The following is a 12,651-nucleotide window of genomic DNA, read 5'->3' on the forward strand; positions in this document are numbered from 1 at the left end:
AATGCTAGAAAATTAAACTTTAAAGGCACAACTGTAAAGTTTATGCAACTTCATCACACTTCAGGCCGGTGGCGTTTAGGGTTGGCGCTATCGCTAATCACTGTTTTTCTTTGGGGAATTTTGCCCATCGCTTTGACTGTAATACTTCAAGAGCTTGATGTATACACCGTCACATGGTTTCGCTTTCTTGGATCGTTTACACTTCTCGCCATTTATTTAGCGGCAAGGCAGCAATTACCGGCACCCCAAAAACTTCGCTCAACGCCTTTAGGATTACTGGCAATTGCGATTATATTTTTAGCGATTAATTATCTGCTTTTTCTCCAAGGGTTAGTACAAACCTCGCCGGCAAATGCACAAATTCTCATCCAACTGGCTCCCGTACTTTTGGGTTTAGGAGGACTGGTTGTTTTTAAGGAACATTACACGCTGCAGCAGTGGGTTGGGGTCGGGGTGTTAACATCAGGATTTAGCTTATTTTTTCAAGAAAAATTGCGAACTTTAATCACAACGCCTACTCAATATTTAGCCGGCAGCGGATTGATTGTGATTGCGGCAGCAGCATGGGCACTTTATGCTTTAGCGCAAAAGCAATTGCTGCATAAATTACCTTCTGCCAGCATTATGCTGATTATCTATGCCGGCTGTGCGCTTTTGTTCAGTCCTTTTGCCACACCAAAACTGATTTTAACTCTGAGTCCTTTCCATTTGGGGATTTTGCTTTTTTGCGCTTTAAACACCGCCTTGGCTTACGGGGCGTTTGCGGAATCATTAGAACACTGGGAAGCATCACGAGTCAGTGCCATGTTAGCGTTGACGCCTGTTGTTACTTTGATATCGATTTGGCTAGTTTCGTTTTTAGCGCCAAATTTAATCCCATCAGACCGCCTCACAATTTTAGGATTAATAGGGGCAATTTTGGTTGTCTGCGGTTCAATGACGATTGCGTTAGGAAAGCGCCCTAAAGTCAACCTTGCATAGCACAAAACTCGATAAATAAAAGTTAGATATTTAGTAATGAGGTAAGTTCGTGGTAGGAGCCTCCCATTTTTGTCAATTTGTAGTGCCGGCAAGATGCCCGCTTACTGTAATCACAGGGAGCATCTTGCTCCTTGCGACAATATTTTTGCAAATTTGGGAGGCACCCTTTGAGGCAGAGGCAAGCCGGCAATCATTAATTACAGAAAATCATTTCATCACCGCCGGCATCAGGGAAAAGTCACTGACACTTTAAACCGCCTTTTACCGTCTGTAGTGGTTACTAATCGCTCTTTTATCTAACTGCTCGAAAAAAGACGTTGCTCTGCTTTTGCTATTTTTACACTGTTTCTCTATATGAAAAGGTGTAATTAAAATTGGCCTGATCGATCCAAAATCCGAAATCCAAAACCCAAACTGGTATAAGAGGCTTGAGGAATGAACTGCCTGTTTCCAATATTATTTACCACTGCCAAACGCTCTAACCGGCGTCTAATCGCTCGCCCCACTGGCAAACGTTCAAATCCGTCTAAAAGCCTGCTGTTAAACCTCAGTCTTTGGTTGCTGCCGGCAGTTTTGACGGCAACTCCAACCGTCGCAGCCGAAAGAATTTACGCTTCCTATGCGGTGCTTGAGCGTTCAATTTCCATTTCCGCCTTAGAAGCCTTTGCCAAAGAAGGCAAAATCGATGAGGATTTAGCCGGCTACGCCCAGTACGCCGCACCCGAACAATTGGAACAGCTACGGGAGATTCTTTTAACGCGTGTGGATCTCTCTCCCGTCACGATTTCCCAGTTTCTTTATACCCAGCAAGGAGAAACGCTGCTCAAGCGGCTAGGGCAAGTGATCCAAACCGGCGCGCGGCAGGAGGGTGAATTTGCAATTCGCTCGGCATTGATTCTAGCAGCCGCTGATCCTGAAGGATTAACGCTGTTGAGTGTACTGCGGAAGTTTCCTACCGAGAGCATTCGCATCGACTTGCAAAGTGTCCAGCGGATTGCTCGGCAATTGCAACAAGCAATCAATCAAACCAATCTAGCAATTGCCTTGGTTGACCGGCTTTCCACAACGGAGGCAGCCTCACAGCCTGGGTTTGGTGGCATCCCTGTGGCTGTCGATCCCGGATCTTCTGAGTTTCCGGTTGCGCTTGGTGGCCAGTTAGATTTGTGGCGGGCTGGGCCTTTCACTAGCGAAGTGAAATCCATTGAAATCACCATTCGCAATGCCCAGATCCCAACAGCCATAACAGATGAACGGATTTTTCCTGTCGATATTTACCTGCCCCAGCAACCCACTCGCCAAGCTGCGCCGGTGATTGTCATCTCTCACGGGTTAGGCTCAGATCGCAAGACGTTTCAGTATTTAGCCACACATCTGGCGTCCTACGGCTTTGTCGTTGCAGTTCCTCAGCATCCCGGCAGCGACGCCCGACTGTTGCAAGCGTTGATCAGCGGGACAGCCAGTGACGTTGCAGAACCCACAGAATTTGTCTATAGGCCGCTGGATGTGAAGTATTTGCTAGACACACTGACCCAGTTAGAACAAACTGATCCGCAACTGCGAGGCCGGCTCAATTTGCAACAGGTGGGAGTCCTCGGTCAGTCATTCGGCGGCTATACCTCTCTAGCGCTGGCGGGTGCGCCGATCAACTTTGACCAACTGAGACAAGACTGCGATCAGTCTAGTGAGTCTTGGAATATCTCGCTGCTGCTGCAATGTCGGGCGGCAGAGTTGCCGGCTACTGTGCAGTATGACTTAAGCGATGAACGCGTCAAGGCGGTAATCGCGATTAACCCGATTAATAGCAGCACTCTGGGGCAAGAAAGCATGAGTAAAATTCAAGTGCCGGTGATGCTGGTTGCCGGTAGCGGGGATACAGCCGCGCCGGCTTTGCCTGAACAGATTCAACCGTTTACATGGCTAACGGCACCAGAAAAGTATCTTGTTGTGATGAACGGGGGCACACACTTTTCTACCCTGGCTGAAGCAGACGGCGGGGCTGGCGTCGTACCCATTCCCTCTGACGTGATTGGCCCAGCCCCAGCCCAAGCTCGTCGCTATATTTCTGCGTTAAGTTTGGCCTTTTTTAAAACCCATATCGCGGGAGATCCGCAATACCGGCCTTATCTGCGAGCATCCTATGCCGAAGCCATTAGCCGAGAACCCCTGTCTCTTAGTCTTATCGAATCTTTAACTGAGACTCAGCTAAATGAGGCGCTCAACCGCCGGTAGCTATTAGTGTGGCCGACAGATTGGATTGAAATGCTGATGGGATGAGCGGACTTTACTAACAAAAAGTCGTAGGTCACGAGAAACAGTACAATAGCACAGGCTTTTTATCGGATGATTGTGCTGTGCAAGGGTTCGTAAACTTAAATAAGCCTGCCGGTTTTACCTCCCACGATTGTGTTGCGAGGATGCGCCGCCTATTGCGAATTAAGCGCGTGGGACACGCCGGCACCTTAGATCCTGCTGCCACCGGCGTCTTACCCATCGCTGTGGGCAATGCTACGCGGTTGCTGCAATTTCTCAGGGCAGATAAGGCTTACCGGGCTACCATTTGCCTTGGCGTCCGAACGGCGACAGATGACTTAGAAGGGGAAATTCTTTCTCAGGTGCCCGTGTCTGGGTTGACTCGGGAAACCGTAGAAGAGACGCTGATGCGCTCGTTTGTGGGTAAAATCCAGCAGGTGCCACCTAACTACAGCGCGATTCAGGTGCAGGGAAAACGCTTGTATGACATGGCGCGTGCCGGCGAAACGATAGACGTGCCGGCGCGAACGGTAGAGATATTCAAAATCGAAATTTTGGACTACAAGCCGGCAGATTTTCCTGAAATCGAGCTGACGATTGCTTGTGGCCCAGGAACTTATATTCGTGCCATTGCGCGGGATCTCGGCGCGGCTTTAAATACCGGCGGCACACTGGCCCGTCTGATTCGCACGGAAAGCAGCGGTTTTACTTTGGCAGATAGCTTGACATTTGACACGTTCAGTGGACAGCTAGAGCAAGGGGCATTTCAACCGATTTCACCGGCAGCCGTTTTGGCACATTTAAGCGCCGTTACCTTGGCGGCACCCGAAGCGCGGCGCTGGTGTCAGGGACAAAAAATTTTAGATTTTAGGGATTTGATTGTAAATTCCGGTGAAGATAGCAGTTTAGAATCAGTAAGTTCTAAATTTGACGAGTCACTGCAAAATCCCACAACAGTTGTGCGAGTGCATCATGAAGATAGCCAACTTTTGGGGATTGGCAAGCTTGAGAATTTAGAAACAGAGCCGGTACTCATTCCTCAAGTTGTATTGAATCCAATCCAGTGAAAAAAATATGGTAAATTTTGGTCTTGCATTTGTTTTATGGTTGATTGCCTTTGCTATAGGTGCCGGTAATAATTCTATCGCCGATCTGTTTATTGCCCCAGGATTTGGGGAGTACGGATCTCATGTTTATAAAATAGCCGTGCTGATCGTCGTTTTCTTTGTATTAGCGTGGATCTATGCTCGGCAAAATCGAGGAGCTACTTGGGGAAGTTCTGTCTTAGGAACGGGTTTTTTATGGGTAGGACTGTCAGCCATTGCGGATTTAATTCTTAAAGCCTATGTTTGGAATATTCCTAGACAGTGCCCGGAAACTTATAAAACCATAGTTTCAAGTACCTGTGTGCTAGCTGATTATTACATTTGGGAAGGCCGGCTTTGGATCTTGCTGTTAGTGAGCGCTTTCCTCGCACCTCTGCTTATGGGAATCCGAGCTAATCGATAAAATATTTAACAGCAAATTAGATTCATAGACACCGTTTTTTAACGCGGTTCCTGACTTCCTTTTTCTACGTTAGGAAGTCAGGCAAAAGCTGCTTTTTTAGGAGTGCCGGCACTCGCGGATCACTGAGGATCTCAGGACTCAACATGACTGGAGAATTTAAATGGCTGCACCACAAATAGTCCCTTACGGTTCATGGAAATCGCCCATTACCTCAGATTTAATTGTCTCTGAGACCATTGGCTTAGGCTCAATCGCCGTAGATGGAGAAGATATCTACTGGGTGGAAATGCGACCGGCAGAAGGTGGACGCAACGTGTTAGTGCAACGAACGCCACAGGGAGAAATCACGGATCGCACGCCAGCCGGTTTTAATGTTCGCACCCGTGTTCACGAGTATGGGGGTGGTTCCTTTGCCGTGGCGAATGGCACAATTTATTTTTCCAATTTTGCGGATCAGCGTCTCTACCGGCAAACCTCAGACTCGGAACCGCAACCGCTGACGCCTGCCGGCGTGGATCTGCGCTATGCAGATGCCGCCATTGATCGGCAACATAACCGCCTGATCTGCGTGCGGGAAGACTTCACCGGCAGCAGTCATGAGCCGGCAAATACTTTAGTTAGCATTCCTTTTGCCGGCGGTGATAGCGGTGAAGTGCTGGTTTCTGGCGACGATTTTTATGCCTCACCGCGTCTGAGTCCAGATGGTTCTCAGTTGTGCTGGCTAAGTTGGAATCATCCCAATATGCCGTGGGATGGAACGCAACTGTGGGTGGCGCAACTCAACGCAGATGGTTCCCTGGGTGATCGTCAACAAATTGCCGGTGGCGTGGATGAATCGATTTTTCAGCCTGAGTGGTCACCGGATGGCATTTTATACTTTGTAAGTGACCGCACCGGCTGGTGGAATCTTTACCGTTGGAATGCCGGCGAAGTCGAACCCCTGTGGGAAATGGCAGCCGAGTTTGGGCGTCCCCTGTGGGTGTTTGGGATGTGTACCTACACCTTCGCTTCTGCGGAACGTATCATCTGTACCTACACCCAGGAAGGCGTCTGGCATCTAGCAAGTCTTGACACTAAGACAAAACAGCTCGAAAAAATTGAAACGCCCTACACGGAAATTTCATCCCTACTGGTTGATGCCAAAGGTCGTGGGTTGATTTTAGCCGGCTCACCTTCCGAATCTACCGTCGTGGTTCAGCTAAATTTAGCGACAGGGGAGCTAGATGTGTTGCGTCGTTCCAGTGAAATGTCAATTGATAGCGGTTACTTGTCTACGCCGCAAACGATTGAATTCCCCACAGAGAACGGGTTAACCGCCTATGCCTTCTTCTATCCACCCCAAAATTGCGACTACACTGCGCCTGCTGGCAAAAAACCACCTCTGCTAGTAAAAAGCCACGGAGGGCCAACCGCAGCAGCTAGCAGCCGGCTGAATTTGGGAATTCAATACTGGACGAGTCGCGGGTTTGCCTTCTTAGATGTCAATTATGGCGGCAGCACCGGCTATGGACGGGAATACCGGCAACGGCTGGAGAAAATGTGGGGCGTGGTAGATGTTGATGACTGTGCCAATGGGGCGCGCTATCTGGCTGAACAAGGTTTGGTGGATGGCGATCGGCTAACCATTGCGGGAGGCAGTGCCGGCGGCTATACAACCCTGTGTGCCCTGGTTTTTCACGATACCTTTAAAGCCGGTGCCAGCTACTACGGCGTTAGCGATTTAGAGGTGTTGGCAAGGGACACTCATAAGTTTGAAGCCCGCTACTTAGACCGGCTGATTGGCCCTTATCCTGAACAGCAAGACCTTTATAAGCAGCGTTCTCCCATCCATTACACAGATCGTCTTTCTTGCCCGGTGATTTTTTTCCAGGGAAAGGAAGATAAAGTGGTTCCGCCAAACCAAGCCGAGATGATGGTGGAGGCGCTAAAAGCCAAAGGGTTGCCGGTTGCCTACGTGTTATTTGAGGGTGAACAACATGGTTTCCGTCGCGCTGAGAGTATAAAACGTGCGCTTGATGGGGAATTTTACTTCTATTCCCGGGTTTTTGGGTTTAAACCGGCTGAGGATATAGAGCCGGTGTTGATTGAAAACTTGTGAACTCGAATTTTTCTGTCTTTCAGCGGCAAAATGTTCGCGCACAGAATAATTTTTATAATTGCGCGAACCTTTGCCGGTGAAACGGATTGAGCGGATTGTTAAGCATTTTTTACGCCTTTTGCGGGTTCGGGAGTTTTGTGTTACGACAGATTGAGCAGGCCGATTAAAATCTTTCTTGCGGTGGATTTATTCCACTGGTCAAGCTAATTAGATCTAAAGTAGCTGTGCCTGCATAATAAACACCCAACTGCAAAAGGAGATTTTGACAATGTCTAAACAAAGTGCTACCCAATTTTTATCAGTTGCTGCTCGTAATACCGAGGTTCAAGAAAATTTTAAATCAGTCAATAACCCGCAAGAATTTGTAAAAGCTGCCGAAGAGTTGGGTTATAGCTTTACAACTGACGAGTTGAAGGATGTTGTTAAAGAACACAGTGAAGGCGTTACCCTCAGAAGGAAAACCGGCATTTGGAACTGGCTGCGTCACATTAATTGGATTGAATAATCTAAATCTTAGAGGGCAAAGCATTCGGGGAGCAATTTATCCGAATCGGCAATAATTTCGTAACCGAATCTTTTGCCCTGAGCGAGTTGATGATAGAGTTGACACGATGTTGCTTTTGTCAATACCAAGTCATTGGCTGGCGCTCTAGAAGTCGGTTGTGCTTGGGGCGGGTTTGGTGAGCAGAAAACTCATCCCAATTTCAGAAAAGAAGGCGACAGATGGGTTGGTTAGGTAGAGTAACGCGAAACTCAACAACGGCAAGCATTTGAGCCGTAGAGTTTCTCAACCCAACTGACATCATGCCGGCTGAACTTCACCCTAGTCCTCGCTGATGTTGCTACGCTGGAAGCAGAAGAGACAGGCTACCCCAGAGGCAACGACATGAGCAGGGATGACACAAAATCAATTGCCCGTGAATTGAAAACCCAAGCCACGATCTTAGGTGGGTTTATCGCCCTCATCTGGATTTTGGAACTTGTGGATCTATTTGTGTTCAGAGGAGCATTAAATTCTTATGGGATTGTACCGCGCCGAGTATTCGGGCTGCGCGGCATCCTATTCGCGCCCTTCCTTCACGGGAATTTAGTTCATTTGATGGCAAACACCATCCCCTTTCTGACGCTTGGCTGGTTGGTGATGCTGCAAGAAACCAGCGACTTTTTTGCAGTTAGCGCGGTAACAATGGTTGTCAGTGGTTTAGGTGTTTGGCTATTTGGATCGCCAGGGGTTCACATTGGCGCAAGCGCTGTAATTTTTGGCTATCTGGGTTTTCTGCTACTGCGCGGCTTTTTTGAACGTAACATTCCCTCCATTTTCCTGTCATTAATTGTCGGCTTTTTTTACGGAGGCTTGATCTGGGGTGTATTGCCGGCACAAGTTGGAATTTCTTGGGAAGGGCACTTGTTTGGATTTTTAGGCGGTGCATTAGCTGCACGGATGTTGGCGCGGCGCAAGCAACACGTATAGGCAATTTGCCGGCAGCAATTTTTCTGTAAACAACTGCCAAGCGGGTGTAGTTAATATTCTAAAGTACAGTAATGACTGGAGGATTTATGCCAGAAGATGAAGTCGTGTTTCAAATTAACGAATCGATTTTTCAGCAATTAGTGGATTGGCAAGAAAAAATCGAAGAAACCGAAATAACTGAACCGGACGAAGAAACCCCCTGTTTCAACAGCCCCAAACCCCTGACTGAAGCAGAGAAAGCAAAGCTCACGCAATCTCGCCCAAAAGATTCAGTTAATTAAAAGAGTGCCGGTAGAGACGCGCCTATCGCGTCTTTATCTGCCTCTCCATAACTGCATAATTCGGTTTTATCTGTGTTAATCTGTGGTTTTAATTAATATTTCTAAACTTTAGCGCCCAATCCTTGTAAACTTTAAAATTAATTAAAAACCATGCCTAAAAAACAAAAATTTCCTTACCTAGTCGGTTCCAAATGGACAGCCCAGCAAAAAATGTGGGGTTGGCGGCATTTCCAAGTTGCTAATCGAAAAAAACAAGGCGAGTGGGTATTTGCCGAAATGGTTGCTTCTTGCGATCCAGATGTCCGGTTTTGGATTAACTCCAAAATCTTAAAAGATCGTTCTCAGTGGCAACCGGGCTGGCAATCTTTAAAAGAAATGGGTGAAATTGAAGAAGAGATAGGCTTTCATGTAGAGTAAAAAGATAGGTTATAAAAAAAATAAGCTAACTCCACAAAATAATCTTAATCAGGAGCATCTTGCTACCTAAGAATACATCTGGCGGACAAAACGCTAATACGAAATTATAATTAATTGAATTTAAAATAATATTTTAAATCACTAACATTTAAGATAAAAACAAAAATTTAAAAGCGACTCCAACCGGCTCAACGACGAGAGTGCAAGATGGATACTCAAAGCCGCGCTTGACTACGAGCGTAAATTGCCGCGAAGTTTTAAAAAAACTCAAGATTCTTTTGTACCAATCTGCGGCAAAAATAGTTTAAAAGAGTAACCGCGACAAAAAACAACGATGTCAGAATCCAGCATAGAATCAATCCTTCAAGAAAAACGCCTATTCCCTCCCGCTGCTGAATTCTCCCAGAACGCTCACATCAAGAGTCTGGAAGAGTATCAACAGCTATATGAACGCGCCAAAGCTGACCCCCAGAAATTCTGGGCGGAATTAGCCGAACAAGAATTGCACTGGTTCCAAAAGTGGGACACCGTGCTGGATTGGCAGCCGCCGTTTGCCAAGTGGTTCACCGGCGGCAAAACGAATATTTCCTACAACTGCCTGGATCGCCACCTCACCACTTGGCGCAAAAATAAAGCTGCCCTGATTTGGGAAGGCGAACCCGGAGACTCGCGCACCCTCACCTACGCACAACTGCACCGGGAAGTCTGCCAGATGGCAAACGTTCTGAAACAGTTAGGTGTGCAAAAAGGCGATCTCGTCGGGATTTATATGCCGATGATTCCAGAAGCAGCAATCGCAATGCTGGCTTGTGCTCGCATTGGTGCACCGCATACGGTTGTCTTTGGCGGCTTTAGCGCGGAAGCGTTGCGTGATCGCCTGATCGACGGGCAAGCAAAGCTGGTGATTACCGCCGATGGTGGCTGGCGCAAGGATGCGGCGGTTCCCCTTAAAGCTCAAGTCGATAAAGCTTTGGCGAATAACGCAGTTCCTAGTATTAACAATGTCCTAGTTGTCAAGCGCACCGGCCAAGAAATCCAGATGGAATCCGGGCGCGATCACTGGTGGCATGAGTTGCAAGCCGGCGCATCCGCAGATTGCCCCGCAGAACCGATGGATAGTGAGGATATGCTGTTCGTCCTCTACACCAGCGGCAGCACCGGCAAACCCAAAGGCGTGGTGCATACGACTGCCGGTTACAACCTCTACACCCACATGACAACCCAATGGATCTTTGACCTCAAAGATACCGATGTTTACTGGTGTACCGCTGATGTCGGCTGGATCACCGGCCACAGCTACATCGTCTATGGCCCACTGTCCAACGGTGCCACAACCTTGATGTACGAAGGTGCGCCCCGCGCCTCCAACCCTGGCTGTATGTGGGACATCATTGAAAAATACGGCGTCAACGTCTTCTACACCGCCCCCACTGCGATTCGGGCTTTCATCAAAATGGGTGAACACCTGCCCAACGCCCGCAACCTATCTTCCCTGCGCTTGTTGGGAACTGTGGGTGAACCGATTAACCCGGAAGCTTGGATGTGGTATCACCGAGTAATTGGTGGTGAACGTTGCCCAATTGTCGATACTTGGTGGCAGACGGAAACCGGCGGGATTATGATTACCCCCCTGCCTGGTGCAATTCCCTCCAAACCTGGTTCCGCAACGTTACCGTTCCCTGGAATTCTGGCGGATGTTGTGGATTTGGACGGCAACTCGGTTGGGGTTAACCAAGGGGGATATCTGGCGGTAAAATACCCCTGGCCCGGTATGATGCGAACCGTCTACGGCGATGATGATCGGTTCCGTCGTACTTACTGGGAGCATATTCCCCCCAAAGATGGCCATTACACCTACTTTGCCGGCGATGGGGCGCGTCGTGATGAGGACGGTTATTTCTGGGTGATGGGACGTGTGGATGATGTAATTAACGTTGCCGGCCACCGGCTGGGTACGATGGAGATTGAATCCGCACTGGTGTCTCACCCGTCGGTTGCAGAGGCGGCGGTTGTAGGTAAACCGGATGACATTAAAGGCGAAGATATTGTGGCGTTTGTCACTTTGGAAGGAACGGCTAGCCCCAGCGACGAGTTGAATAAAGCGTTGAAGCAGCACGTTGTCAGTGAAATTGGGGCGATCGCTCGTCCAGGAGAAATCCGGTTTACGGATGCTTTGCCGAAGACGCGTTCCGGTAAGATTATGCGCCGGCTGTTGCGAAATCTGGCTGCCGGTGAGGAGGTTGCTGGTGATACTTCGACTCTGGAAGATCGGGGTGTGTTGGATAAGCTTCGCGAAGGCAATTAATCCAGGTTAAGATTTTTGGCCTTGGTTTTGATTTGACTTGCCGTGATTCAAAACTGAGGTCAAAAAGCAAAAGTTCTGGATTCGGTGAATGCCGGTGTCTCGGGTTTCAGCACAATAGGGACGCACGATGTAGTACGACCCGACTGAGTTGTTATGATTAAATTAATGATGCAGTGGTTCTGTGAACCGGCCTGAACTTTAATTCTGTTTTTGCTTAATCTGGAAAGTTGCGCCGAAGGCTGCGCCTGCGCCTGCCAATAAGCCAACGCTCATGCCTTCAAGGGTTTTGCTGAAGGGATCTTGAGTTAGGCACTCGTTGGTAACAGAGGTAGCATTTTGACACTGATTGATTTCAGCTTGGCTGGCAGTTCCGCCGAGGACGACGCCAACTGCACTACAAGTAACAATAAGAATAAAAAGCCGGCTTGTTTTTCTTACCATAGATAGATGTGAAAGGCAGCAATAACAACTTCACTTCATTGTGCTGGCGCTCAGGGCATTTTGCAGCAGTATAAATACTGAGATTCTGCCACATTTTTGTCAGAGTCTGCCGGCAAGGGAGGCAATTTTGCTGAGATGTAGCGGGTGACAGGGTGATCAAAGCTATGCCGGTGAGAATATGGAGGTGAAAAGTGTCGGTCTTTTTTTTCAGAAAGTTGGCGGCATCAAAAATGCTGTGTTTGCTTGTGAGTGAGTGCCGGTGAAGTGGAGAGTAAGGAAGAGGCTGCCGGCACGCTTATTCATCCTGTTCAAATTATTAAAAATTTGCGAAATCTAACCTTTTAATTGGCTTGAAATCACTTGTATTTCTTTGAAGAGTTTTATGTTAAAGTATCTTTCTTAAAGTACAATTGATTCAAATTAAAAATTTTCAGCTAAACTTATTTCAACAAACAAAGGAAAGCGAAACGATGACCAACCTGACCACAGAAAAATGCTCTGCCTGCCATGACGGTGCACCTCGTGCCACTGAGGAAGAAATTGCTGAACTCAAACCCCATATTCCTGATTGGAATATTGTGGAGGAAGAAGGAGAACAGCGCTTGCAACGCAGCTACAATTTTCCAGATTTTAAAACGGCATTAGCGTTCACAAACAGTATTGGGGATGCTGCCGAAGAAGTCGGACATCACCCAGCATTACTGACGGAATGGGGGAAGGTTACGGTTACTTGGTGGACTCATGCTATCTCTGGACTTCACCGGAACGATTTTATTATGGCGTCGAGAACTGATGATATTGTGAGCAAATTTACACAGAAGAATTGAATCCTTCTGATTTTTAACCAGAGATTTCGCAGATAAACGCAGATAAATGCCAATAGAAAAGTATTCTGTGT

At 47.8% G+C, this 12,651-nt stretch carries 12 protein-coding genes; 11 read left to right on the top strand and 1 reads right to left on the bottom strand.

All coding sequences use genetic code 11. The features are described 5' to 3' along the window. The first annotated feature begins 42 nt into the window (after positions 1–42). The 10 genes from H6F56_RS11330 (at position 43) to acs (ending at position 11,312) form a co-directional block, all read left to right on the top strand. Positions 43–981, top strand: a complete 939-nt coding sequence (locus tag H6F56_RS11330; RefSeq protein ID WP_190667869.1) for a DMT family transporter — start codon at positions 43–45, stop codon at positions 979–981. A 435-nt stretch (positions 982–1,416) separates the two neighbouring features. Then, a complete protein-coding gene (locus tag H6F56_RS11335; protein WP_190667870.1) occupies positions 1,417–3,210 on the top strand; it encodes an alpha/beta hydrolase in 1,794 nt (597 codons plus the stop codon). A 122-nt stretch (positions 3,211–3,332) separates the two neighbouring features. Continuing rightward, positions 3,333–4,298 carry a tRNA pseudouridine(55) synthase TruB gene (gene truB / locus H6F56_RS11340; protein WP_190667872.1) on the top strand — a complete coding sequence of 322 codons (966 nt, stop codon included), beginning with the start codon at positions 3,333–3,335 and terminating at the stop codon, positions 4,296–4,298. A 7-nt stretch (positions 4,299–4,305) separates the two neighbouring features. Next, positions 4,306–4,740, top strand: a complete 435-nt coding sequence (locus tag H6F56_RS11345) for a hypothetical protein (RefSeq protein ID WP_190667874.1) — start codon at positions 4,306–4,308, stop codon at positions 4,738–4,740. A gap of 160 nt (positions 4,741–4,900) precedes the next feature. Then, complete coding sequence (locus tag H6F56_RS11350) at positions 4,901–6,838, top strand: S9 family peptidase (protein WP_190667876.1); 1,938 nt, start codon at positions 4,901–4,903, stop codon at positions 6,836–6,838. Between the two features lie 268 nt (positions 6,839–7,106). Continuing rightward, entirely contained in the window at positions 7,107–7,343 is a 237-nt protein-coding gene (locus H6F56_RS11355; protein ID WP_190667878.1) for a Nif11-like leader peptide family natural product precursor, read from the top strand. A gap of 381 nt (positions 7,344–7,724) precedes the next feature. Continuing rightward, positions 7,725–8,309, top strand: coding sequence for a rhomboid family intramembrane serine protease (locus tag H6F56_RS11360; RefSeq protein ID WP_190667880.1), 585 nt, complete (start codon positions 7,725–7,727; stop codon positions 8,307–8,309). 71 nt (positions 8,310–8,380) lie between these two features. Next, positions 8,381–8,590, top strand: coding sequence for a hypothetical protein (locus H6F56_RS11365; protein ID WP_190667882.1), 210 nt, complete (start codon positions 8,381–8,383; stop codon positions 8,588–8,590). Between the two features lie 150 nt (positions 8,591–8,740). After that, the gene (locus H6F56_RS11370) at positions 8,741–9,007 is read left to right on the top strand and encodes a TIGR02450 family Trp-rich protein (RefSeq protein WP_190667884.1); all 267 of its coding nucleotides are present in this window, start codon (positions 8,741–8,743) and stop codon (positions 9,005–9,007) included. 334 nt (positions 9,008–9,341) lie between these two features. After that, complete coding sequence (gene acs / locus H6F56_RS11375; RefSeq protein WP_190667886.1) at positions 9,342–11,312, top strand: acetate--CoA ligase; 1,971 nt, start codon at positions 9,342–9,344, stop codon at positions 11,310–11,312. A gap of 198 nt (positions 11,313–11,510) precedes the next feature. On the opposite strand, the gene H6F56_RS11380 is transcribed toward acs, so the two are convergent. Next, positions 11,511–11,753, bottom strand: coding sequence for a hypothetical protein (locus H6F56_RS11380; RefSeq protein ID WP_190667888.1), 243 nt, complete (start codon positions 11,751–11,753; stop codon positions 11,511–11,513). 470 nt (positions 11,754–12,223) lie between these two features. Here H6F56_RS11380 and H6F56_RS11385 point away from each other — a divergent pair, with 470 nt between their 5' ends. After that, the gene (locus H6F56_RS11385; RefSeq protein WP_190667889.1) at positions 12,224–12,580 is read left to right on the top strand and encodes a 4a-hydroxytetrahydrobiopterin dehydratase; all 357 of its coding nucleotides are present in this window, start codon (positions 12,224–12,226) and stop codon (positions 12,578–12,580) included. Positions 12,581–12,651 lie beyond the last annotated feature (71 nt).

It is taken from the genome of Microcoleus sp. FACHB-672 (assembly GCF_014695725.1).
GTDB lineage: Bacteria > Cyanobacteriota > Cyanobacteriia > Cyanobacteriales > Oscillatoriaceae > FACHB-68.

Bases quoted from the DNA above. Each gene is read 5' to 3' on its own strand.
- H6F56_RS11345 (WP_190667874.1), top strand. From the start codon at position 4,306: ATGGTAAATTTTGGTCTTGCATTTGTTTTATGGTTGATTGCCTTTGCT.
- H6F56_RS11355 (WP_190667878.1), top strand. From the start codon at position 7,107: ATGTCTAAACAAAGTGCTACCCAATTTTTATCAGTTGCTGCTCGTAAT.
- H6F56_RS11330 (WP_190667869.1), top strand. From the start codon at position 43: ATGCAACTTCATCACACTTCAGGCCGGTGGCGTTTAGGGTTGGCGCTA.
- H6F56_RS11350 (WP_190667876.1), top strand. From the start codon at position 4,901: ATGGCTGCACCACAAATAGTCCCTTACGGTTCATGGAAATCGCCCATT.
- H6F56_RS11385 (WP_190667889.1), top strand. From the start codon at position 12,224: ATGACCAACCTGACCACAGAAAAATGCTCTGCCTGCCATGACGGTGCA.
- H6F56_RS11335 (WP_190667870.1), top strand. From the start codon at position 1,417: ATGAACTGCCTGTTTCCAATATTATTTACCACTGCCAAACGCTCTAAC.
- acs (WP_190667886.1), top strand. From the start codon at position 9,342: ATGTCAGAATCCAGCATAGAATCAATCCTTCAAGAAAAACGCCTATTC.
- H6F56_RS11370 (WP_190667884.1), top strand. From the start codon at position 8,741: ATGCCTAAAAAACAAAAATTTCCTTACCTAGTCGGTTCCAAATGGACA.
- H6F56_RS11360 (WP_190667880.1), top strand. From the start codon at position 7,725: ATGAGCAGGGATGACACAAAATCAATTGCCCGTGAATTGAAAACCCAA.
- H6F56_RS11365 (WP_190667882.1), top strand. From the start codon at position 8,381: ATGACTGGAGGATTTATGCCAGAAGATGAAGTCGTGTTTCAAATTAAC.
- H6F56_RS11380 (WP_190667888.1), bottom strand. From the start codon at position 11,753: ATGGTAAGAAAAACAAGCCGGCTTTTTATTCTTATTGTTACTTGTAGT.